Genomic DNA, 23,774 nt, shown 5'->3' with positions numbered 1-23,774 from the left:
TCAGTTGAATGAGCAGGTGACTTGGGTGCTAAGAGCAAGGTCGAGACAGAGAGGTTTGAGGCGTCATTTTTGACGGCGACTAACCTCGATAGCTCGCCTATCGAAAGTCTCCGACTTCATCTAGCTTGGCTAACTCAGTGGAGGTGCCAAATTGGTGTCCCACTCATATGTTCAAGCGTTGCAGCTAAGTTGAAATAGGTAGGCTGCGTCATACACTTTTTTCCCAACAAAGCCTCCAAGGCTCCAAGCTGCTCGTCCGTAAGGTCGTATCCTTCCCATCCTTGCTGCTCAGCAGTCCAACCCATAATGTTTTTAATTTCCTGATCGCACCCAGCCGGTAGCTCCACTTCGAATGCCAGCAGTTCGTTATGTTTGTGAAAGGCTTCGATTACATAAATCATGGTTCCACACTCCTGGAGCTGTCTGCAGGTTTGGTTTGCTTGCCGGTAGTCGGATCATATTCTCCGAGATGGCGGCCGCGTTTGTCGTACATCTCCACAGTGCCGTGCTGCGAGTCCCATTCAAAAATTGTCCCTTTTGACGTTTTCCATCGTTTTCGAAGGCCACCGCCGCCTTTTAGCGGGGTCTTACGTTTCGCTCTCGTTGCATCGGGAAAGGCAATTAGCCCCTTCGGTGCGGGATGGTAATTGTGGTCAGCAACACTCACCACAACATAAACCGGCCTAATCCCCGAATCCGCCGGGAACACCAGAATGAAATCCTTGTACTCCGGCGGATAAACCGGGTTCACGATGATGCTGTCAGCCGCTTTCGTTGGCGGGTAAACCCAGATATGTGGCGCTTGCGGGGCAGCCTCCAGCGCCGGAATGCCCAGGATGTCGGAGCCATCCACGGCCGGCGTCCAGATCAGTTCAATGCCGTGACCCAGGTCAGCCACCTGCTGGCTGCCACGCAATGTGAACTGCACGACATCAACCATTTCCCAATCGCGATTTTTGCCGGTGTAGAAACCATATCCCTTGAGGCTGCCGTCAGTCTGTTGCTCGACCCGCAGGCGAACGCGGGTACGGGCCTGTTTGAGCGCACGGAGTTGGTCGTCGGTGTAAAGCGAGCTGTCGCCCAGACTCGATGGTGTGAACAGCGCAACAAGGCCAACCAGCGTTGCTGTTACGGCGCTCGCCGCAACCACAGGAGCAGCGGCGAATGCCGAGCCGGCCAAGGCGAGAGAACCCAGCCCAGCGGGAATCGCAGTGCCACTGATCTTCTTCAGTGGCACCGCGCCTGATTCGTCCGCTTCGCGAGCACCTAGCAGAATCAGGTCACCGTAGTCTTTCAGGCTATCGGTCGGCACCATCTCTGAGGGATTCGAGTAATCGATGATGGCGTCCGGCAGCTTGCAGGACTTGGCGAAGACACATCCAGCTTGAGTGGGTCTTTGCTTTTCCGCTATGACCTGACGGCCGCGTTCGAAGGCGTCTTGCCTGGCCAGCATGGCCTCATAGGCTTTTTGTCTAGCGTCCCGCTCGGCCAACTCGGTGGCAGTCATGTAGCGATAGGTGACGTGATGCCCATCGCCGGAGGGCGGATTCTTAACCCGCGGAATGTCCTTGTTGCCAGCCACTGATCATCCTTTCGTTCATCCATCGACAGCCCCGGAAAGGGGCTGCGCGACGTTAACGAACGTGGCTAATCGTGGCTGTAGGACGGATCCTGAATGACTCTAAGCGGTTTCTCTTTTTATCGGGATTGCAGCGCAGTCCTTAGGACTCGGCGCCTTCGTGCGCGTAGGTTTTTCAGGCCCAATCACTCAAACTTCAACCGCTTCACCTTCTGAAACAGCGAAGCAGTGAACTCATCCCGATCACTCGAATGGTGGCAACGTCGATGACAGTTCGGACACAGCGCCACGGCATTGCTCGGGCGATCCGAACCTTCCTGCGCCAAATGCTTAACGTGATGAACTTCAAGAAACGGCTTGCCGTCTTTCTCAAACGGCGCCGGTTTTCCGCAACCCTCGCAGATACCCTTGGCCTCGTTGCGCACCCAGGCTCTAACCTCAGGATCGCGTACAAAAGAGTTGCCCGAACTTGGTACTTGTTGTGGTTTCAAAATCCCCTTCGGCTCGCCTTTGAACGGTTGCTTCTCAAGTTTGGCAGCACGTTGTTCTAGCGTTGCCTCATCGGCGGTCGGGGCAAAGTCTTCCAGCGTTAAAGTACTCGTTACGTTCAGCGCTTCACGAATGCTGCGCGCAACATTCGCGCCGACGTTCTTAGCCGGTTTGTATCCCTGAATGCGATCTCGTTCGAGTTCGACCAACACGGTAGAGATGTTCTGCATCCGAAACTCAACCGAGCCTTTGGTGCGACCCGCTAAAGCACCTTCGCGCAGGACCCGATTCTCGTGTGCTTTATTGACCTTCTGACCGCTTTGCTCGCGTGACAGCATGCTGAGATAGGCGTCGACCGCAGCCTGAATCTCCGCGTCACTCCAATCGCTGTTGCTCTTTTCCGTGTCCATAGAATCGCCGAGGGCTGAAAACCCTCGGACGATACTGAGTGGCCATTACGACTGTCTACGAAAATTCCTACAGAAAATGCCGACGCTTCTTTCGGTCGGTCCTACAAAACCTAACCAACAGAATGCTTTGAAGACTGAAACGCCTCCAAAACCTTTCTCCACCAAGGCTTAACCGTTGGCACGCGCCGCCGTGTGCGACCGAGTAGCAGAAAGGGCATGTCTCGCAGCCGAATCCAACCTTCATCCTGCCAATGCAACAGACTCAATGACATCTCTGGCCAGTCCAACAAACTCAACATCGGTCGATCAGCATTTTTAGACTGCCCCGCATCGCGTAAGGCTGGGACCACTTGATGGGTCAACCACTCACGCAATAACCGATTTCCTGGCGCGTAGTGATAAACCAGCAACGCATACACGCCTGACTCGCTGAGCATCAGCCGCTTTTCCGGTTGGCCGTGGTAGTCGATTAGCAGCGTGTGCCGCTGATCCTCATCCAGTTTGCTGACTACGCGATCACTCAGATGGAAACCCATCAAACGCCCCAGGTCTCGGGCGCAGAACCATGGCTGGTTTTCTAGGAGGAGAGCGTGAAGGTCGAGGTTTTGGCGAATGAAGACGGTGGGGATGTATGGATCAGACATCGCAAGCCTCCAGGGATGGAGGCGCGCAGAAAATGAAGCAGCTAACGCGGATTTCCTTCGGATAGAAGGAGAGATTTTTAGGCATATCCTTTACCTCTGTGTGATGTCAGCTTTCTTAGGGCTGGGTGCCGGGAGTTAAGAAACCCCACACAGAGGGCCGGACATATTCCCCTTTCGGGTCTTTTATTCGCCCACTCCCGGCATAACAGAGTTTTTGATGCGCACGGGGAAACCGAAGGCACAAAAAAGCCGCTACTGTCGGGTGCGGTCAGTCCGCTGTGTGAGGTGTTTCTTAGGCACCAGTGGCAGAGCGTATGGGGCAGAGACATTGTGGTCAAGTAGTGGCTTAAGGCCGTTCGGTAATATTTAGCATAAAGATTGCTTAAGTTTAATGTGTTTATGTTTTTGTTATGTTGTTTAAAAAATCTATAGTGATTAGTTTGCTTTCTACTAGTTCGTGTATTTTTTTGTCAATGTCAGCTTCTTTGAATAATTCGTTTTTTCTTTCGGTCCAGTTCGATATTGTGCTATGGATTTCTTGCGTGGTGGTTATTTGTTTTTCATGGATTACATAGAGTATGCTGGTTGTTAGTTCTAGCTCCCAATCTGTATCTATATTGTTAACTAGTGCTGTTGCCATGTTTATTGGGTGTGCTTGTGATGTCTTTGATTTGTAGAAGTTGTCGCTTTGTAGTTTTTTTTCTAAAAGTTCTTGGGCGGTTTTTGTATCCGATTTGTGGTAGTCCTGGTATTCGGATATTTGCTTTGAAACGATATCTAGAGAGTGAGAGTATGGGCCGAATTTATGAGCATCAAATCGAAAGTAATTGTCGTTGTTTAAAAAATCAACTAGGAATAACGCTTTCTGCAATCTGAATCTAGAAAATCTAGTTAAATGGTTTTTTACTTCCATTGCAAGATAGTGTGATAGAGAAAGACTAGGTTCTACTTTTGGTTGGCTCTTGTAGGATTTGCTTGGCTCATAAAGAGTAATATCTATATTGCTCTCATCGATAAGCTCGGAAATGATAATCTCTTTGACCTTTCCCCATTCTAATCCGCCATTTCCACAGCCCAAAGGTGGAATGGATATAGAGTCGATTTTCCATTCTTTTATAGCCGTCTTTAATGCTTTTAAGCCGTCCTCTATGTATTCGTATTTAGACTTTGCTCTCCATTTGTCTTTTGTTGGGAAATTTATAATTATCTTTCCGTTTTCTTTGAATATATGAAGCTTTCCTGGTCTCAAAAGCTTCTGTTTGCAAGTTTGAGCATAACTTTCAAAATTTAGCGGAAACTCTAGCTTGAACTGATATGCAATGCCTTTGCCCATATAGCCTTCGCAGTTAACAGTGTTAACTATTGCGTCCGCGGTGGACTCTAGGATGTTTCCAGTCGTTAGGCGTATCATCGGCTAGCTTCTTTTTAGGAAGAAATTTTGGTTTAGCCAAGTATTTATGTTGATTCCATATTTCTTAGCTATTTCTATGGCCTGTTTTTCGTGAGATTCCTGACGGAAAACTAATTTTGTGAAGTCTCTGTTGGGAACTGTGCTAGGTGATAAACATTCTGCCATGCAGATTAGTTTTGTTTCCTGGTCTTTGTAGTCTCTTGTGTTCATTCGCTGCCAATCTATTCGCTGAAACCCATCGGCAAACTCAAATAGAGAGGGGCTTTCTTTGGCGAGCGGATGTTTTGCAAGTATTTTATAGCCACGATTTTTTGCTAGTTCTCTTGAGACGCAGACATAGAAAAAATCTTCGTCTTTGTGAGCTGTTTGGACATTGCCATCGAAGGGGTTGTTGGCAAAAAAATGAAAGGGAACATGGTTGTCCAATCCATATTGCGCTCTGCCTTCTAGTATTTGTGGGTCAGCAACGTCTGAAAACTTACCTTTTGCCTTGATTAAGGCTGATCTGCTTAAAAGCCCGTTGATTAGAATGCTTTCAAAGTTTTGCATGCTTGAGAGATGATAAATCCATTTTTGGTTTTCAATCAGTGTAGGCTTACGTTCCATGACTACCTCTGCATTTAAAGAAAAAGCCCCGAAAAATCGGGGCTTTAAGTTGTCGCCCCACATCTTGTCAGGCTGAAACTACTGTAGGCTAAAATTTAGCCAGCTGCATTCTATTTGCTTAGTCCCAGCTAAGCGCACCACCGGTTTGGTATTCAATAACCCGAGTCTCAAAGAAATTCTTCTCTTTCTTCAAGTCCATAATCTCGCTCATCCAAGGGAACGGGTTAGTCGTCCCTGGATACTCTTCTTTCAAACCAATCTGCGACAAACGACGGTTAGCGATGAACTTCAGGTAGTCCTCCATCATCGCCGCATTCATGCCCAACACCCCACGAGGCATGGTGTCACGCGCGTATTCAATTTCCAGCTGAGTCCCCTGCAGAATCATCTGGCTCGCTTCTTCCTTCATCTCAGCATCCCACAAGTGCGGGTTTTCGATTTTGATCTGGTTGATCACGTCGATGCCGAAGTTCAGGTGCATGGATTCGTCGCGCAGGATGTATTGGAACTGCTCGGCGACGCCGGTCATTTTGTTGCGGCGGCCCATGGAGAGGATTTGGGTGAAGCCGCAGTAGAAGAAGATGCCTTCCAGGACGCAGTAGTAGGCGATCAGGTTGCGCAGCAGTTCTTTGTCGGTTTCGACGGTGCCGGTTTCGAACTTCGGATCGGAGATCGAACGGGTGTATTTCAGGCCCCAGGTGGCTTTTTTCGCGACCGATGGGATCTCGTGGTACATGTTGAAGATTTCGCCTTCATCCATGGCCAGCGATTCGATGCAGTACTGGTAGGCGTGGGTGTGGATCGCTTCTTCGAAAGCCTGGCGCAGGATGTACTGGCGGCATTCCGGGTTGGTGATCAGGCGGTACACGGCCAGGACCAGGTTGTTGGCAACCAGGGAGTCGGCGGTGGAGAAGAAGCCGAGGTTGCGCATGACGATGCGGCGTTCGTCGTCGGTCAGGCCTTCCGGGTCTTTCCAGAGGGCGATGTCGGCGGTCATGTTGACTTCTTGCGGCATCCAGTGGTTTGCGCAGCCGTCCAGATACTTTTGCCAGGCCCAGTCGTACTTGAACGGTACGAGTTGGTTGAGGTCGGCGCGGCAGTTGATCATGCGCTTTTCGTCAACGGCGACACGGGCGGAGGCGCCTTCGAGTTCGGCGAGGCCTTCGGCGATGTCGAGGTTGTCGAGGGCAGCCTTGGCGCGAGCGATGGCGGCGGAGTCGGACGCGGTTACAGCGCGAGCTTCTTGAGCGGCAACACCACCGGCGGTGTCGAGGCGGTCCATGTTTGCTTCAGTCGCGTGGCCGGCGTTGGCGCCTTTTACCACGGTCTCGCCGCTGTCTTCTTTGTCGAATTCGTCCCAGCTCAGCATGACGTGTCGTCTCCTGCGTGAGGGCCAGATGCCCGTGTGAAAACTGATTGGTTGGTTTTTCACACGACCGGTCTGGCCGCGTTTGATAGCGTTTTTTGCAGCGGTACACGCAGGCAAATAAACATAATTTTGTACGGGGTTCCGAGAGCCGCTGATGGCGCTGCAGTCGTTGACGACGTCGGCCTGGGCTTCGGACTGGCTGTCTTCCCTGTAAGGGAATATTGCAGGCCCGTTTAAGCCGGCATTATAGGGAAATTTTTGCGGCCGTGGTGGGGCGAATCCGCGCATGGAGCGGTCGAGAAGGAGGGTTTTTCGGTCGGAGCGAGGGTTTACAGGGCTTTGGCTGGAGATCGCGGGCGCAGATTTTTTTTCTTAAATTTTGACGTGCTACTTTTTTGTTCAAAAAATAGCCAAAAAATCGGGTTTTTCACTACATGTTGTGTTTTGAGTCGGTTTTCGCTGGCCTCAGACACAACTAAGCCCGACCGAAGTCGGGCTGTCAGTCACGCTCGATGATCAACTCAGGCGAGCGGCACCGACGTGGTCTGCGCCATCGGCGGCGAGTTTGCCTGCACCGACATGGTCGGCGCCATCGGCGGCGACTTTGGCGGCACCGGTGTGATCGAAGCCATCGGAAGCGAGTTTGCCTGCACCGACGTGATCGGCACCATCGGCGGCGACTTTGGCCGAGCCGGTGTGGTCGTAACCGTCAGAAGCGACAGCGGCTTCGGTGGTGAAAGTGGCCGAGCCCGTGCGGTCGTAACCGTCGGCGGCGAAGGTGTTGGCGGCCAGTACAGACAGGGTCAGGGCGAGGATCAGTTTGGTTTTCATGGTCGTTGCTCCAGGTTCGTTGGCGTTGTGTGCCTTGGTGTGGGATTCATACTACGCCGATGGATTCGATTAAAAAGCGCAAATAAGTGCTTAAAGCTATCGAATATATCGATCTAAGCGGTTCGGCGCTTTGACTGTCTGGAACATTGCATCGACTGCTATCGCCAGCAGGCTGGCTCCTACAAGTCGGTGTGATGATCAGGTATTGGGTCGAACCGTTTAGGGGGGTGCGGGTGTTTAGCCGTTGGAGCAGCCGTTACCCATGATGCTGTAGCGCAGAATGTGGCGTTGGCCTTTGGAGTCGTCGTATTCCATTTTCATGGGGACAACTTCGCACACATTGGGGATTTCACTCATGGAGACAACTTTGGCGATATCGAGGTGAGTGGAGTAAGTGTATTCCTCGATAGCGGGTTGTTGCTGTGCGACATCAGTCGGGACCTCGTCTGCCATGGCGGTTGCGCACAGGCTGGAGAGGGCCAGAACTAATAAAGCTTTCATTTCGGTTTTACCTTTTAGAGGTCGAGTGGGGTCACGCAACCTTTTTGGGGTTGCGTGTGGAACTTGGTTGCCGGTGTTTTGATTAACTGCCTTCGTGGGGGCTGCAACTTGGTTAATCAGGGTTTGCCTTGTTGGCGAGGTGGATTTTAGGCGTGGGGGTGGCATTCATATAGGTGGGGTTTTGATAAACACCTTTGACAGATTTCGTAACAATCGTGGAATACGGTTGTAGGAGCGAGGCTTGCCCGCGAAGAACGATAACGCGGTTTTCAGGTTGACCGCGTTATCGTTCTTCGCGGGCAAGCCTCGCTCCTACAGGGGTTGCGTACATCTGTGCTGGCTTATCACGATAATTTGTAGGGGCTTGTTACTACCATCGTCGAATGGTTCTATAGGCCCGGCCCGGGCTACAACAGGGCCATACAAAAACAACTATTCCACCGAGGTAAGAAAGATGAGTGCGGCTTCTCTGTATCCCGTTCGTCCCGAGGTAGCGGCCAACACGCTGACCGACGAGGCAACCTACAAAGCCATGTACCAGCAGTCGGTCGTCAACCCTGACGGTTTCTGGCGCGAGCAAGCCAAGCGCCTCGACTGGATCAAGCCTTTCACCACGGTGAAGCAGACGTCCTTCGACGATCACCATGTCGACATCAAATGGTTCGCCGACGGCACCCTGAACGTTTCCTACAACTGCCTCGACCGTCATCTGGCCGAGCGCGGCGATCAAGTCGCGATCATTTGGGAAGGGGATGACCCTTCCGAAAGCCGCAACATCACCTACCGCGAACTGCACGAACAAGTCTGCAAGTTCGCCAACGCCTTGCGCGGCCAGGATGTGCACCGCGGCGACGTGGTGACTATCTATATGCCGATGATCCCCGAAGCCGTGGTCGCCATGCTGGCCTGCACCCGGATCGGCGCGATTCACTCGGTGGTGTTCGGTGGTTTCTCCCCGGAAGCCCTGGCCGGTCGCATCATCGACTGCCGCTCGAAAGTGGTGATCACCGCTGACGAAGGCATTCGTGCCGGCAAGAAAATCCCGCTCAAGTCCAACGTCGACGACGCGCTGACCAACCCGGAAACCAGCAGCATCCAGAAAGTCATCGTGTGCAAGCGCACCGGTGGCGACATCAAGTGGAACCAGCACCGCGACATCTGGTTCGAAGACCTGATGAAAGTGGCGGGCAGTGTCTGCGCGCCGAAAGAGATGGGCGCCGAAGAAGCGCTGTTCATCCTTTACACCTCCGGTTCGACCGGCAAGCCGAAGGGCGTGCAGCACACCACTGGCGGCTACTTGTTGTACGCGGCCATGACCCACGAGCGCGTGTTCGACTACCGCCCGGGCGAAATCTACTGGTGCACCGCCGACGTCGGCTGGGTCACCGGCCACAGTTACATTGTCTACGGCCCGCTGGCCAACGGCGCGACCACGCTGCTGTTCGAAGGCGTGCCGAACTACCCGGACATCACCCGGGTGGCGAAGATCGTCGACAAGCACAAGGTCAACATCCTCTACACCGCGCCGACCGCGATCCGCGCGATGATGGCGTCGGGCAAGGCCGCTGTTGAAGGCGCTGACGGCAGCAGCTTGCGTCTGCTGGGTTCGGTCGGTGAGCCGATCAACCCGGAAGCGTGGGACTGGTACTACAAAAACGTCGGTCAATCCCGTTGCCCGATCGTTGATACCTGGTGGCAGACCGAAACCGGCGGCAACATGATGAGCCCGTTGCCAGGCGCTCACGCGTTGAAACCGGGTTCGGCTGCACGTCCGTTCTTCGGCGTGGTGCCGGCGCTGGTGGACAACCTGGGCAACATCATCGAAGGCGTCGCCGAGGGCAACCTGGTGATTCTCGATTCGTGGCCAGGTCAGGCGCGCACGCTGTATGGCGACCATGACCGTTTCGTCGACACCTACTTCAAGACCTTCCGTGGCATGTACTTTACTGGCGACGGTGCACGTCGTGACGAGGACGGTTACTACTGGATCACCGGCCGTGTGGACGACGTGCTCAACGTGTCCGGCCACCGCATGGGCACCGCCGAGATCGAGAGTGCGATGGTTGCGCACCCGAAAGTCGCTGAAGCCGCCGTGGTCGGTGTGCCGCACGACATCAAGGGGCAGGGCATTTATGTCTATGTCACGTTGATCGCTGGCGAAGAGACGAGCGAGCAATTGCGTCTGGAACTGAAGAACTGGGTGCGTAAAGAGATCGGCCCGATTGCTTCGCCGGATGTGATCCAGTGGGCGCCGGGGCTGCCGAAGACGCGTTCGGGCAAGATCATGCGCCGGATTCTGCGCAAGATTGCGACCGCTGAATATGATGGGTTGGGGGATATTTCGACCCTGGCGGATCCGGGTGTGGTGCAGCATTTGATTGATACGCACAAGACGATGAATGTTGCGTAAGTAGCGTTTGGCGTTATTGGAGCCCTGCCAGGTGATGAGTCTGGTGGGGCTTTTTATTGCCTGAGGTTTTGTATTGGCAGTTAGGGCCTCTTCGCGGGCAAGCCTCGCTCCTACAGGGGGGAGGAGTACCTGAATCCTGTAGGAGCGAGGCTTGCCCGCGAAAGCAATCTATCAGGCACCGAATAAACACCAGCCAATAATTATCGGCTTCCCCTGTAGTCCATTTCCCACTGTTACCCGCCACCCTTCAAGTAACTGAATGTGTAACCGCCCGCGCCGATACGGGGCATTGCGAAACGCCATAACCCCGCATCAATGCGTTTCAGCCCCGCAAAAAAATAAGAACCCACGCTGCGCTTGCCGGATTAGAAGGCTTTGCGAATAATAGGCCCGCAATTTGCAATATAGATCGGTTCACTGTCTTTTGCTCTTGCATGAAATTGCAAGGCTGTCAACGTGCCTAAACGGCTTTCTCGGTGCTTCTGTAATTTGTTGTCGCATTGAAGAAATATCGGCTTCGGGCCTGTCGTTAGAATGCCGATCACTCGCTCGTCGTTGCTCGCGTTGAAAACAACGCCGGTTTCCCAGGACGCAGCAACCGCTTTCCGGTTTTACTCATTCGCATAATGGGCTGTTGCTCACTCTGCCGTTTTAGCCCTTTACCGATGGAGTCCCAAGATGAAGAAACTCGTGCTGCTTGGCGCCCTGGCACTGTCCGTGCTGTCCCTGCCAACCTTCGCCGATGAAAAGCCTCTGAAAATTGGCATCGAAGCGGCTTACCCTCCGTTTGCTTCCAAAGCACCGGACGGCAGCATCGTTGGTTTCGACTACGACATCGGCAACGCACTGTGCGAAGAAATGAAGGTCAAGTGCGTCTGGGTCGAGCAAGAGTTCGACGGTCTGATCCCGGCACTCAAAGTGCGCAAGATCGACGCCATCCTGTCGTCGATGTCGATCACTGAAGACCGCAAGAAGTCCGTGGACTTCACCAACAAGTACTACAACACCCCGGCTCGCCTGGTCATGAAGGCCGGCACTCAAGTCAGCGAAGGCCTGACCGAGCTGAAGGGCAAGAACATCGGCGTGCAACGTGGTTCGATCCACGAGCGTTTCGCCCGCGAAGTCCTGGCCCCGCTGGGTGCCGAGGTCAAGCCGTACGGTTCGCAGAACGAAATTTACCTCGACGTCGCTGCCGGTCGCCTCGACGGCACCGTGGCAGACGCTACGCTGCTGAATGACGGTTTCCTGAAAACCGACGCCGGCAAAGGTTTTGCTTTCGTGGGCCCGGCCTTCACCGACGTCAAATACTTTGGCGATGGCGTAGGTATTGCTGTTCGCAAGGGTGATGCGCTGAAAGACAAGGTCAACACCGCGATCACTGCCATTCGCGAGAACGGCAAGTACAAGCAGATCCAGGACAAGTACTTCGACTTCGACATCTACGGCAAGTAACACGTCCCGGCGACAAGTCCGAATGGCGCAAGCAGCAGGATCTCTGAGGTTTGCGCCATTTTTTCATCCCAACTTTCGAGGATCTGAATCATGTTGAAAGGCTACGGGGCTGTCATCCTCGATGGCGCATGGCTGACGCTTCAGCTCGCCTTGTCGTCCATGGCCCTGGCCATCGTCCTGGGGCTGATCGGCGTTGCGCTGCGTCTGTCGCCGGTGCGTTGGCTGGCCTGGCTGGGCGATCTGTATTCCACGGTAATCCGCGGGATTCCCGATCTGGTACTGATCCTGCTGATTTTCTACGGCGGTCAGGACCTGCTCAACCGTGTCGCACCGATGCTCGGCTATGACGATTACATCGACCTGAACCCGTTGGCCGCCGGTATCGGCACCCTGGGTTTCATCTTCGGTGCGTACCTGTCGGAAACCTTCCGTGGCGCCTTCATGGCGATCCCGAAGGGTCAGGCCGAAGCCGGTATGGCGTACGGCATGAGCAGCTTCCAGGTGTTCTTCCGGGTGTTGGTGCCGCAGATGATTCGCCTGGCGATTCCGGGCTTCACCAACAACTGGCTGGTACTGACCAAGGCTACCGCGCTGATTTCGGTGGTGGGTCTGCAAGACATGATGTTCAAGGCCAAGCAGGCGGCAGATGCCACCCGCGAGCCTTTCACCTTCTTCCTCGCAGTGGCCGCGATGTACCTGGTGATCACCAGTGTCTCGTTGCTGGCATTGCGTCACCTTGAGAAGCGCTACTCGGTAGGCGTAAGGGCGGCTGATCTATGATCTTCGACTACAACGTCATTTGGGAGGCCCTGCCGCTGTACCTCGGCGGCCTGGTGACCACCCTCAAATTGCTCGCGCTGTCGCTGTTTTTCGGTCTACTGGCGGCCTTGCCGCTGGGGCTGATGCGCGTCTCGAAGAACGCGGCCGTCAACATGACTGCCTGGCTCTTCACCTACGTAATCCGCGGCACGCCGATGCTGGTGCAGCTGTTTTTGATCTACTACGGTCTGGCGCAATTCCAGGCGGTGCGGGAAAGCTTCCTGTGGCCGTGGCTGTCCAGCGCGACGTTCTGTGCGTGCCTGGCCTTCGCGATCAACACCAGCGCCTACACCGCAGAAATCATCGCCGGCAGCCTGCGCGCTACGCCGAACGGTGAGATCGAAGCAGCCAAGGCCATGGGCATGTCGCGCTTCAAGATGTACAAGCGGATTCTGCTGCCATCGGCCCTGCGCCGGGCGCTGCCGCAGTACAGCAACGAAGTGATCATGATGCTGCAGACCACCAGTCTGGCGTCCATCGTGACCCTGATCGACATCACCGGTGCCGCGCGCACGGTCAACGCTCAGTTCTACTTGCCGTTCGAAGCGTACATCACCGCGGGTGTGTTCTACCTGTGCCTGACCTTCATTCTGGTGAAACTGTTCAAACTGGCCGAGCGTCGCTGGCTGGGCTATCTGGCCCCGCGGAAGCACTGATATGGAACGCATCGATCATCCATTGCCGTGGAGCCACCTCGGTAGCGAACGCCAGATTTCGGTGTTCCGCTTCGGTAGCGGCGAGCGCAAGGCCTACATCCAGGCCAGCCTCCACGCCGATGAATTGCCGGGCATGCGCACGGCCTGGGAGCTGAAAAAGCGCCTGACCGAACTCGAAGCCCAGGGCCTGCTCAACGGTGTGGTCGAACTGGTGCCGGTAGCCAACCCGCTGGGCCTCGGTCAGCTGTTGCAAGGCAATCATCAAGGGCGTTTCGAAGCGGGCAGCGGCAAGAACTTCAACCGCGATTTCGTCGAGCTGAGCGCGCCAGTGGCTGCCCAACTCGAAGGACATCTGGGTGACGATCCGCACGCCAACATCCGCTTGATCCGTCAGGCCATGAGCGATCACCTGGCGGCATTGCCGCAGGCGAGCAGTCAGTTGCAAGGCATGCAGCGCGTGTTGCTCAGCCATGCCTGCACTGCCGATGTGGTGCTCGATTTGCACTGCGATGCCGAAGCCGCGCTGCACATGTACGCGTTGCCGCAACACTGGCCGCAGTGGCGTTCGCTCGCCGCGCACCTGAATGTAAAAGTGGGCCTGCTGGCGGAAGATTCCGGCGGCAGCTCCTTCGACGAAGCCTGCTCGCTGCCATGGTTGCGTCTGTCTCGTCAGTTTCCTGAGGCGCAGATTCCACTGGCGTGCCTGGCGACTACTATTGAATTAGGGGGACAGGCCGATACCGCTCGCGCTGACGCCGAGGCTTACGCAGAAGGCATTCTCGCGTTCCTCGCCGAGCAAGGCTTGATCAGCGGCGAATGGCCGAAACCTGCGCAGGAAGCGTGTGAAGGCATGCCGTTCGAAGGCACCGAATTGCTGTTTGCGCCGCATCCGGGCGTGATCAGTTTTCTGCGTAAACCCGGTGAGTGGATCGAAGCCGGCGACGAGATTTTTGAAGTGATCGATCCGTTATCGGATCGGGTCAGCACGGTGTGTGCTGGTACGTCCGGGGTGCTGTTTGCCATTGAACGGCTGCGTTATGCCCAACCCGGTTTCTGGCTGGCCAAGGTGGCGGGGCGCGAAGCGCTGCGTCACGGGCGCTTGCTCAACGACTGACTGACTGTTTTTGTGAGAACCGACCGCATGTACAAACTTGAAGTCCAAGACCTGCATAAACGCTATGGCAGTCACGAAGTGCTCAAGGGCGTGTCCCTGAAAGCGGCGGCTGGCGATGTGATCAGCATCATCGGCTCCAGTGGCTCCGGCAAAAGTACCTTCCTGCGCTGCATCAACCTGCTGGAGCAGCCGCACGCGGGCAAGATCCTGCTCAACAACGAAGAGCTGAAACTGGTTGCCAACAAGGACGGCGCGCTGAAAGCCGCTGACCCGAAACAGCTGCAACGCATGCGTTCGCGTCTGTCGATGGTGTTCCAGCACTTCAACCTGTGGTCGCACATGACCGCGATGGAAAACATCATGGAAGCGCCGGTCCACGTGCTCGGCATGTCCAAGGCCGAAGCCCGCGAGAAAGCCGAGCACTACCTGAACAAGGTCGGTGTGGCACATCGTAAAGACGCTTACCCTGGCCACATGTCCGGTGGCGAGCAGCAGCGCGTGGCGATTGCCCGTGCACTGGCGATGGAACCTGAGGTGATGCTGTTCGACGAACCGACCTCGGCCCTCGACCCGGAACTGGTCGGCGACGTGCTGAAGGTGATGCAGGCCCTGGCCCAGGAAGGCCGGACCATGGTGGTGGTGACCCACGAAATGGGCTTCGCCCGTGAAGTGTCGAACCAGCTGGTGTTCCTGCACAAAGGTGTCGTCGAAGAAAGCGGCAACCCGCGTGAGGTGCTGGTCAATCCACAGTCCGAACGTCTGCAACAATTCCTCTCTGGCAGCCTGAAATAATCAAGACTGCCGTTGTGCACCGGGATAGTGCATGCTTCGCAATTTAGAGGCCGGCCCCCGATCCCTGTAGGAGCGAGGCTTGCCCGCGAAAGCGGTGTATCAGTCAACATCATTGCTGTCTGAGCCACCGCTTTCGCGGGCAAGCCTCGCTCCTACAAGGGATCGCTGTTGGTTTTGAGATTTGCGTTCATTTACGGGCTAGCATTGGCCCATGCCTTCATCACTGTTTCGTTTCGGATTGCCCGCCATGACTGCCCATCGAATTGGTTTCCTGATTTGGCCCAGCACTAAAGCACTGACGCTTGCGCTGGCTGAGGAGGCCTTGCGTGTTGCCCAGCGTGTGCATCCGGACGTGGTCTACGAACTGTCGTTCCTGCAGGCCGAACCGTCGACCGAAGGCGCCTGGCAATTGCCGGGTGAACCCTGGGCCGGCAAGCTCGAAAACCTGCAGAAACTGTTCCTGCTCGCCGATGAGCCGCCGACCACTCTCGCGCCGGCGCTCAGCAGTGCGCTGAAACAACTGGTGCGTGCCGGTTGCGTGATCGGTGGTTTGTCCGCCGGTGTTTATCCGTTGGCGCAACTCGGTTTGCTCGACGGTTATCGCGCTGCCGTGCACTGGCGCTGGCAGGACGATTTCGCCGAGCGTTTCCCGAAAGTCATCGCCACCAGCCATCTGTTCGACTGGGATCGCGATCGCCTGACGGCGTGTGGCGGCCTGTCGGTGCTCGACCTGTTGCTGGCAGTGCTGGCCCGTGATCACGGCGCCGAACTCGCTGGCGCCGTATCCGAAGAACTGGTGGTCGAGCGCATCCGCGAAGGCGGCGAACGCCAACGCATTCCGCTGCAGAACCGCCTCGGTTCCAGTCATCCGAAGCTCACCCAGGCGGTGTTGCTGATGGAAGCCAACATCGAAGAGCCGCTGACCACCGACGAAATCGCCCAGCACGTGTGCGTGTCCCGTCGGCAGTTGGAGCGGATCTTCAAGCAATACCTCAACCGCGTGCCGAGCCAGTACTACCTGGAACTGCGCCTGAACAAGGCCCGGCAGATGTTGATGCAAACCAGCAAGTCGATCATCCAGATCGGCCTGTCCTGCGGCTTCTCCTCAGGGCCACATTTCTCCAGCGCCTACCGCAACTTCTTCGGCGCCACGCCGCGGGAAGATCGTAACCAGCGGCGCAGCAGCAGCCCGTTCGAGTTGTCGTCGGTGCCGTCCGAGCGCGGCTGATCTATTCGTCGATCTCGGAACCCTCGGAGGTGGATACGTACATTTCACCTCGATTGATCACCTCTTCCACGCCAAAGTCGGCACGTGTGCGTTCGAAGTAACTGATCAGCCGCAACAGGCTTTCCTCCGTAAACGGATTGCCCCTCAGCGTAATGTTCTCGGCCACTTCCACGGGCAACTCCAACAGGTCGCTGGATACGTTGGTGATTGCATTGCCGCTCAAGTCTGCCCAGTCCAGTTCGGCCAGTTGTAGCAGGCCATCGGGTATGTCGGTGATGCCGCTGTCGTTGAGCAGAATGGTCGCCAGGTCCGGCATCTGACTCAGGTCGGGTGTCAGCCCCAAGGGGTTGAGGCCCAGATCGAGGTATTCGAGCTGTTCCATTCCCGCCAATGCGCCGACCGACTGCACTGACAGACTGACGCGGCAGTTGGGAATCGACAGCGACCTGAGTCGCCCCATCTTGAACACCGCATCGGGAATGTCACCGAGGTTGAAGTCGCGCAGCCTCAGGCTTCTCAGGTTCGGGAAGGATTCCAGAAAACGCCCGATGCGCGTCACGCCATCGACACAGTGCAGCTCCAGCGCCGAGACATGACTGAAGTCAGCGCTGAGGGTCGGCAGTTCCCCGGTGATGACCGGGCGGATGGAGAGTTCGAATGTCGGCTCAAGCGACTCATTGAAATCATCCAGGTCTGCGTCATGCCGCCAGCAGCGTTCCATTGCCTCTTTGAATTCATCGCGATTGGCGTGTTCGACAAACAGTTGCATGTCACTGAAGGGTTCGCCCGTTAGCGGGTGGTGCGGCGGCAGATCGGCTGTCCATGTCGTCAGATCGTTGCTCAATTGAGCCAGTTCGTCCTCCAGTTGGGTCAGCGTCGCTCGGCCCTCTTCCAGTGTGCCAGGCAGTTCGTAGACGAAGTCGCTGGCCTGCTCGACTTCCATGTTCGGGTAGAGCGCCCTGGCTCGTTCGATATCCGCCTCGGGGGCATAGACGCCCAGATCGTATGAGGTTTCGAAGTATTGAAGCTTGACGAGTTGTCGAGCGCTGTCGACGAGCGGGTTATCCGACAGGTGCACGCCGCGCTTGTCGTAGACCACGCTGTCGAACAACCCGGCAGGCAGCTCGGTGATTCGGTTATTGATCAGCATGAGCGTATCGAGTTTGAGGTGCGTGATAGCGCTGACGGGGATTTCAGTCAGCCCGGTAGCGCTCAGGTCCAGGTGCACGAGCTCGGGAAATGCGCCGACATCGGGTACCACATCAACCGGATTACGGAACAGGTCCAGCATCACCAGTTTGTTCAAAGAGGACAGTTTCGACCACGCATCGGCATCAATCCTGATCGCGCATTCGTTCAGCACCAATGTGTCGAGGTTGATCATCCGTGGGATGGCGTCGGGCAGGGTGGTCAGGGAGAAGCGCCGCAAGTCGAGGCGACGAAGGTTGCTGAAATTCTGCAGGAAACCGTGAATGCCTTGCTCCGCGTGACTGCCCTCCAGGGCGACCATCGAGACGTGACTGAAGTCCGCCGTCAGCACAGGCAGCTCACCCAGAATCGGCTCGGCGAATCGCAGCACATAGCGGTCACTGTGCTCTGTCGATTCGAGATCCCGTGGCGTTTGCCGACGCCAACTCTGCTGGATCTCCTGAGCCAGCAACCGGCGGTTGTGCTGCTGGGCCTGTTGCTCCAGCTCGCTCAATGGTTGTCTGGTTTCGGGGTGGACGGTGGGGGCTTCCTTTATCCAGGTATCCAGGTCTTCATGCAGCCGTTCGAGTTCATTGCTCAGGCGCGAAAGCTCCACGCGAGCGCCATCGGGGTGGCGTTGCAAGCGGGCGACGACGACGCTGAGTTCATCCTGGGGCAGGCCTGGATAGACCTCGCGAACCCTGTCATTCAGTGTTGGGGTGGGGCGACCTGTTCGGTTGTACCCCTCCGATCCGCCGGGCAGGCGCATGGTCGCCGGGTCATAAAAGGGTTTTCGGTTGGGATGTTTCACCAGTAGCGTGCGCAATGCGGGTTTGTTCTGCGCATGCTCGGCAATGCGTTGTTTGAGTAGCTGACCGTCTTCGGCAGAAAGACCCAATGCCGTGCGCTCAGCGTCGGGAAGTGCCTGCAGGATGGCCTGATAAAAGTCGCCCGGCAGAGCCGTGTTTTCATGGACCCGATACGTGCCGTCCTCGGCGTGCACCAATGTCTTGAGGAGCGGTGCGTCGGGCTGGCCAATGCTGTCGCGCAATGTCCCCTCAGGGGAGAACTCCCTGACTTCGATGCGCAGGCGAGCAGGCCAGCCGGGCAGTGACTCAAGGCTATGCAGGGCCAGGCGATGGGTGTCCACCGTTTCCATGTCCTCCAGATAAAACCCCTCATAGGCTCTGGCGACACGCACCGCGTCCATGGCTTTCAGCGCTACATCCTTGAGGCGCTGGGGCAAGCGGCCGTTGTGCATTTGCTTCAGTTCGGTGCCGCTTGCGTTGCTCACCAGTTCTTGTGCGATGTCCGTGGGCAGTCCCTGTACTTCGCCTTGCAGTAGCTGAACATGGCGATTGTCGGTTTTTTCAAGTTCACGGTAGCGAGACTGGAAGAGCGATCTGCGCTGGTTCAGCGCCTGATAGCGGTCGGGATGGTCACTGCCGGTCTGCTCGACCAGTGCCTGAATGTCACGGTCGATCCTGAAGCGCTTGATCGTGTCGGTCAGCAGCGAAGGCGGGCGCTGATTCTCGACGTGGATCTCGCGCAACACGTTGTCGTGAAAACCGCTGATCTGCAGGAGTTGCTCACGCTCGGCAGTATTGAACGATTCGACGCTCTGGCCGAGGCGGCGTAGCACGGTTTCCCGGTCCCACGTCAGCGGTCGCTCCAGTGTTGTCTGCCAGGCGCCGTGGTTGTTGTGTCGCAGGGCCGGCTGATAGGCGTCGGCCCGGCGCGGGTGTTGAATCTGAAAGCGGCCAGTCTTGCTGTCCGGTTTTACCGAGTAGAGTTTGCCTTCAACGCGCGCCAGTGTTTTGCCCTCATGCTGATACAAACCGAGAGGGTCGGGGCTGGCAGCGTCCGGCAGATCAACGGACTGTTCGTAAGGGGTGAGATCCGGTTTCCAGTATCGGGTTTTACCTGCGGCTGTCTTGATGGGTTTGAGCGGGGAAATCAGCGTCACCGCCTCGCGAGACATGAGGCCATTGAACGCACCGGCCGCCATGACACCGCCCACCGCGAACGTCCCGAGTTCAACCACCGTCTCGGCGATCGTCATCAAGTGCCCGAACGCTTCGGTTTTCAGGCCTTCGGCCCAGTCGATGATGCCTTCGAACGTGTCGTCGAGCACTTGGTAGGCCATGTAGGCGAGCATCAATTCGCCCAGAAACGGAACAAAGGGCAGGGCCACGAACGACGCCACTTCAAGGATCTTTTTGGCGACATTGCTGAAGGCGTCCCACGCCGCCCATCGCGCTGCTCGGTCGGCGCTGGCGGTAGAAACCGCAAGGGTGCGTGCGTCATTGAGCAGCTTGTTCAATTGCTGCTGGTAGAGGTGAGTCCACAGATCGTTTCTGATCGGGTTCACCGAGAATTGCAGGTTGGGCTTGTCGATGGGGGTGTCGCGCCAGCTCGGCAGCGGATCGCCGCGCAGGTGTTCATGCCAGGTCACGGCGCGGAGGCGACTGTTGAGGTCGGCGAAAAAGTGGCCTCGTTCCTGATGATCGATGAACCGGCTGAAGAACGCCTGGTAAGCAGGCGAGCGCAGTTTGCGGGTCAGCTCGGTCATGAACGCCAGGGTGTCGGGGTATTGTTTGAGCGGGTGTTCCGGATCGTCGGGGATGTAGGCGATGATTCGCGAGCGTTGGGAGGTGAGTTCAAGTCGCGGCGCGAAAATGACGATGCCGGTCAGCAATGAAGACATCAGGCTCAGGTCGTGACAGTGCAGTCGCCAGTTGTCCAGCCCCACGTTTTCGCGGCCCTCGATCATGTCGAGAATCGATTGCCCTGCATCCAGCGGCAGGTCGCCACGGACCTGGGCCAGATGCAGGGCTGATAGCAGGGCGGCCTTGTGCGTCTTGATCACGCTCGACTTCAACACGGCAGCGGCGACCGGGTTGGTAAACCCCAGGTTTTCCTTGAGGTGGGCCTCGTATCGAGCGCCGATATCCAGTTCCCTGCACAACCGGGTGAAGTGCTGAATGGAGAGTTGGCGCTTGATCGCCGGCAATGTATCGAATTGCCCGGTGGACGAGGGTTCGGTGATGAACGTCGAGGCAGATTCGTAAGCCTGCGCTTCGGTTTCCGAATCCTGAAAGTTGTGCAGGGCGGCGTCGAGCAGCGAGACCGTCCAGGTGCGCGCGGCACCGGTCTTGATCGGGAACCACGGAACGGTCTGCGGGATGTACAGGCGCAGGAAGGTCGTCTTGACGTCCAGTTCCAGGCCGTACCGGGTTTTCAATGCGTCACGCAGAAGCGGTTCGGCAAAGTCCCGGGCGTTCTGCAGTTTATCCAGCATGGATTCCAGGTGGTTACGCTGGGCCAGATAGTGCGTGCTGGCCGCTTTCAATGATTGGTGCTGCTGGCGGGTTGCCCGGGCGTGCCATTCCGGGAGGTCCAGCCGCGCGCTTTTAAGTGCAGTGCGCGTAGCGGGCGATGCTGTTAATAGCCAGTCGGGCAGATTGTGGAACGCATGCTGGAAATGCGCGTCTGGCTGAGCCGTAAGTTCGGGGTCATGCTGAATCATGGCGCTAGTCCGTTAGCGTTTGGATGGAACCCAAGGAAAACAAACGATGAAGCACGGTGTGCGGTACATATTTACCGCACCGTTCGACAAGCCTGCCTATAACCTGTGCCGCCGGTTTAAACTGCGCCTTTGCGACGCTATATGTCGCATTGCCGTAAACCCGGCTGAAACCGGGGTTTGCGCTATAAGAAGTTGTCGCTTGGCGGCAAGGCCGGGCTGAAAACTGTCCTTACAATCCCCCCATCGCTCGCCAGTTTCCGGCGAGTGTTCCTCTTCAGGAGACTCCGATGTCCGTTGAGCACGCTGCGGTAGAACGCGCCGATTTCGACCAGGTAATGGTTCCCAACTATGCGCCTGCCGCCTTCATTCCTGTGCGTGGCGCCGGTTCCCGCGTATGGGACCAGTCTGGCCGCGAGCTGATCGACTTCGCCGGCGGGATTGCCGTTAACGTATTGGGCCATGCGCACCCGGCGCTGGTCGGTGCCTTGACCGAGCAGGCGAACAAGCTGTGGCACGTGTCCAACGTGTTCACCAACGAGCCTGCCCTGCGCCTGGCGCACAAGCTGATCGACGCAACCTTTGCCGAGCGTGCGTTCTTCTGCAACTCCGGCGCCGAAGCCAACGAGGCCGCTTTCAAGCTGGCCCGTCGTGTCGGCCATGATCGGTTTGGCAGCGAGAAGTACGAAATCATCGCCGCGCTCAACAGCTTCCACGGCCGTACCCTGTTCACCGTGAACGTCGGTGGCCAGTCGAAGTATTCCGACGGTTTCGGTCCGAAAATCACCGGCATCACCCATGTGCCGTACAACGATCTGGCCGCGCTGAAAGCCGCCATTTCCGACAAGACCTGCGCTGTGGTTCTGGAGCCGATCCAGGGCGAGAGCGGTGTTATCCCGGCCGAACTCGAATACCTGCAAGGCGCCCGTGACCTGTGCACCGCGCACAACGCGCTGCTGATCTTCGACGAAGTGCAGACCGGCATGGGCCGTACTGGCCATCTGTTCGCCTACCAGCATTACGGCGTGATCCCGGACATCCTGACCAGCGCGAAGAGCCTGGGCGGCGGTTTCCCGATCGCAGCCATGCTGACCACCGAAGACCTGGCCAAACACCTGGTCGTCGGCACTCACGGCACCACCTACGGCGGTAACCCGCTGGCGTGCGCCGTCGCCGAAGCGGTGATCGACGTGATCAACACCCCTGAAGTGCTGGCCGGCGTCAACGCCAAACACGACAAGTTCAAGGCTCGCCTGGAGCAGATCGGCGAGAAGTACGGCCTGTTCACCAAGGTTCGTGGCATGGGCCTGTTGATCGGTTGCGTGCTGAGCGAGGCCTGGAAAGGCAAGGCGAAGGACATCTTCAACGCCGCCGAGCGCGAAGGCCTGATGGTCCTGCAAGCCGGCCCGGACGTGGTGCGTTTTGCGCCAAGCCTGGTGGTTGAAGACGCCGATATCGATGCCGGCCTGGATCGTTTCGAGCGCGCTGCGGCAAAACTGACGCAAGCCTGATAGACCCTTCGACGCCTGATGATTTCAGGCGTCGAACCCAATTTTGATGCCGGCCCCGCTTTTCTGTAGGAGCGAAGCTTGCTCGCGAAGGTGTGTCAGTCGACATCACTGTGACTGACACACCTTCGCGAGCAAGCTTCGCTCCTACAAGGGCCGGCTTATTTTCCTCAAAGAGTATGAGAAAGGAGTGACACCATGCTGGTGATGCGCCCCGCGCAAATGGCTGATCTGGGCGAGGTACAGCGTCTGGCTGCGGACAGCCCGATTGGTGTCACTTCCTTGCCGGATGACGTTGAACGCCTGAGCGACAAGATCGCCGCGAGCGAAGCCTCGTTCGCTGCCGAAGTCAGCTTCAACGGTGAAGAGAGCTATTTCTTCGTCCTCGAAGACACCGCCACCGGCAAGCTGGCCGGTTGCTCGGCCATCGTCGCCTCGGCCGGTTATTCCGAGCCGTTCTACAGCTTCCGCAATGAAACCTTCGTGCACGCCTCCCGCGAGCTGAAGATTCATAACAAGATTCACGTGCTCTCCCAGTGCCACGACCTGACCGGCAACAGCTTGCTGACCAGTTTCTACGTGCAGCGCGAGTTGGTGGGTTCGCCGTGGGCCGAGCTCAACTCCCGTGGCCGCTTGCTGTTCGTGGCCAGCCATCCGGAGCGCTTTGCCGATTCCGTGGTGACCGAGATCGTCGGTTACAGCGATGAAAATGGCGACTCGCCGTTCTGGGACGCCATCGGTCGCAACTTCTTCGACCTCAACTACGCCGAAGCCGAGCGTCTGTGCGGTCTGAAGAGCCGCACGTTCCTCGCCGAGCTGATGCCGCATTACCCGATCTACGTGCCGTTGCTGCCGGACTCCGCGCAAGAAGCGATGGGCCAGGTGCACCCACGGGCGCAGATCACTTTCGACATCCTGATGCGCGAAGGCTTCGAGACCGATCACTACATCGACATTTTCGACGGTGGTCCGACGTTGCATGCGCGTGTTTCGGGGATCCGTTCGATCGCCCAGAGCCGTGTCGTGCCGGTGAAAATCGGCGAGCCGGTCAAAGGCGCAGGGCGTCAGTACCTGGTGGCCAATGCGCAGTTGCAGGATTACCGCGCCGTGTTGCTCGAGCTCGATTACGCGCCGGGCAAACCCGTGACCCTGGATCTGGAAGCGGCCGAAGCCCTGGGCGTCGGTGAAGGTGCAAGCGTGCGCCTGGTGGCGGTTTAACGCCTGCTTTCAACCTGGAAAGC

At 56.9% G+C, this 23,774-nt stretch carries 19 protein-coding genes; 9 read left to right on the top strand and 10 right to left on the bottom strand.

Annotated features, from left to right (window positions below):
- Positions 1-134: 134 nt before the first annotated feature.
- The 9 genes from K5R88_RS13910 to K5R88_RS13870 form a co-directional block, all read right to left on the bottom strand.
- Positions 135-401 (bottom strand): DUF7683 domain-containing protein, encoded by a 267-nt coding sequence (locus tag K5R88_RS13910; RefSeq protein ID WP_329959901.1) that lies wholly within the window; start codon positions 399-401, stop codon positions 135-137.
- The gene (locus K5R88_RS13905; RefSeq protein WP_226300126.1) at positions 398-1,582 is read right to left on the bottom strand and encodes a colicin E3/pyocin S6 family cytotoxin; all 1,185 of its coding nucleotides are present in this window, start codon (positions 1,580-1,582) and stop codon (positions 398-400) included. Before K5R88_RS13905 ends, K5R88_RS13910 begins: the two co-directional genes overlap by 4 nt.
- A 182-nt stretch (positions 1,583-1,764) precedes the next feature.
- The gene (locus tag K5R88_RS13900) at positions 1,765-2,478 is read right to left on the bottom strand and encodes an HNH endonuclease (protein ID WP_226300125.1); all 714 of its coding nucleotides are present in this window, start codon (positions 2,476-2,478) and stop codon (positions 1,765-1,767) included.
- Positions 2,479-2,588: 110 nt separating this feature from the next.
- A complete protein-coding gene (locus K5R88_RS13895) occupies positions 2,589-3,122 on the bottom strand; it encodes a BRO-N domain-containing protein (protein WP_226300124.1) in 534 nt (177 codons plus the stop codon).
- A gap of 397 nt (positions 3,123-3,519) precedes the next feature.
- Positions 3,520-4,533 (bottom strand): type II toxin-antitoxin system antitoxin DNA ADP-ribosyl glycohydrolase DarG, encoded by a 1,014-nt coding sequence (darG, locus tag K5R88_RS13890; protein ID WP_226300123.1) that lies wholly within the window; start codon positions 4,531-4,533, stop codon positions 3,520-3,522.
- Positions 4,534-4,536: 3 nt separating this feature from the next.
- Complete coding sequence (locus tag K5R88_RS13885) at positions 4,537-5,139, bottom strand: DarT ssDNA thymidine ADP-ribosyltransferase family protein (protein WP_226300122.1); 603 nt, start codon at positions 5,137-5,139, stop codon at positions 4,537-4,539.
- Positions 5,140-5,257: 118 nt separating this feature from the next.
- Positions 5,258-6,508 (bottom strand): ribonucleotide-diphosphate reductase subunit beta, encoded by a 1,251-nt coding sequence (locus K5R88_RS13880; protein ID WP_008034875.1) that lies wholly within the window; start codon positions 6,506-6,508, stop codon positions 5,258-5,260.
- A gap of 516 nt (positions 6,509-7,024) precedes the next feature.
- Positions 7,025-7,339 carry a hypothetical protein gene (locus tag K5R88_RS13875; protein WP_192227963.1) on the bottom strand — a complete coding sequence of 105 codons (315 nt, stop codon included), beginning with the start codon at positions 7,337-7,339 and terminating at the stop codon, positions 7,025-7,027.
- A gap of 237 nt (positions 7,340-7,576) precedes the next feature.
- Positions 7,577-7,840 carry a DUF2790 domain-containing protein gene (locus K5R88_RS13870; RefSeq protein WP_008038474.1) on the bottom strand — a complete coding sequence of 88 codons (264 nt, stop codon included), beginning with the start codon at positions 7,838-7,840 and terminating at the stop codon, positions 7,577-7,579.
- A 454-nt stretch (positions 7,841-8,294) separates the two neighbouring features.
- Here K5R88_RS13870 and acs point away from each other — a divergent pair, with 454 nt between their 5' ends.
- The 7 genes from acs to argR all read left to right on the top strand — a co-directional run bounded on the left by acs (position 8,295) and on the right by argR (position 16,311).
- On the top strand, positions 8,295-10,250 hold the full coding sequence (gene acs, locus K5R88_RS13865; RefSeq protein ID WP_008034880.1) for an acetate--CoA ligase: 1,956 nt from the start codon (positions 8,295-8,297) through the stop codon (positions 10,248-10,250).
- A gap of 678 nt (positions 10,251-10,928) precedes the next feature.
- On the top strand, positions 10,929-11,702 hold the full coding sequence (locus K5R88_RS13860; protein ID WP_008034882.1) for an ABC transporter substrate-binding protein: 774 nt from the start codon (positions 10,929-10,931) through the stop codon (positions 11,700-11,702).
- Positions 11,703-11,792: 90 nt separating this feature from the next.
- Positions 11,793-12,482, top strand: a complete 690-nt coding sequence (locus tag K5R88_RS13855; protein WP_007951063.1) for an ABC transporter permease — start codon at positions 11,793-11,795, stop codon at positions 12,480-12,482.
- Complete coding sequence (locus K5R88_RS13850; protein WP_008034884.1) at positions 12,479-13,177, top strand: ABC transporter permease; 699 nt, start codon at positions 12,479-12,481, stop codon at positions 13,175-13,177. The genes K5R88_RS13855 and K5R88_RS13850 overlap by 4 nt, the downstream gene beginning before the upstream one ends.
- A gap of 1 nt (position 13,178) precedes the next feature.
- Positions 13,179-14,291, top strand: coding sequence for a M14 family metallopeptidase (locus K5R88_RS13845; protein ID WP_226300121.1), 1,113 nt, complete (start codon positions 13,179-13,181; stop codon positions 14,289-14,291).
- Positions 14,292-14,318: 27 nt separating this feature from the next.
- On the top strand, positions 14,319-15,083 hold the full coding sequence (locus K5R88_RS13840; protein ID WP_008034888.1) for an ABC transporter ATP-binding protein: 765 nt from the start codon (positions 14,319-14,321) through the stop codon (positions 15,081-15,083).
- Between the two features lie 247 nt (positions 15,084-15,330).
- Positions 15,331-16,311: a transcriptional regulator ArgR gene (gene argR / locus K5R88_RS13835; protein WP_008033121.1), complete on the top strand. Its 981-nt coding sequence runs from the start codon at positions 15,331-15,333 to the stop codon at positions 16,309-16,311.
- A gap of 1 nt (position 16,312) precedes the next feature.
- Here the strand turns inward: argR and K5R88_RS13830 are convergent, their stop codons facing one another.
- Positions 16,313-21,028 carry a dermonecrotic toxin domain-containing protein gene (locus K5R88_RS13830; RefSeq protein WP_226300120.1) on the bottom strand — a complete coding sequence of 1,572 codons (4,716 nt, stop codon included), beginning with the start codon at positions 21,026-21,028 and terminating at the stop codon, positions 16,313-16,315.
- A 287-nt stretch (positions 21,029-21,315) separates the two neighbouring features.
- Here K5R88_RS13830 and K5R88_RS13825 point away from each other — a divergent pair, with 287 nt between their 5' ends.
- Together K5R88_RS13825 and aruF are read left to right on the top strand one after the other, a co-directional pair.
- Complete coding sequence (locus K5R88_RS13825; RefSeq protein WP_008033117.1) at positions 21,316-22,536, top strand: aspartate aminotransferase family protein; 1,221 nt, start codon at positions 21,316-21,318, stop codon at positions 22,534-22,536.
- A 195-nt stretch (positions 22,537-22,731) separates the two neighbouring features.
- Positions 22,732-23,751, top strand: coding sequence for an arginine/ornithine succinyltransferase subunit alpha (gene aruF, locus K5R88_RS13820; RefSeq protein WP_008033116.1), 1,020 nt, complete (start codon positions 22,732-22,734; stop codon positions 23,749-23,751).
- The last annotated feature ends 23 nt before the right edge of the window (positions 23,752-23,774 follow it).

Source organism: Pseudomonas sp. MM213 (genome assembly GCF_020423045.1).
In the GTDB taxonomy this organism is placed as follows: Bacteria; Pseudomonadota; Gammaproteobacteria; order Pseudomonadales; family Pseudomonadaceae; genus Aquipseudomonas; species Aquipseudomonas migulae.
The sequence above is the reverse complement of the archived record's forward strand: the minus strand, read 5'-3'. Positions and strand labels throughout refer to the sequence as shown.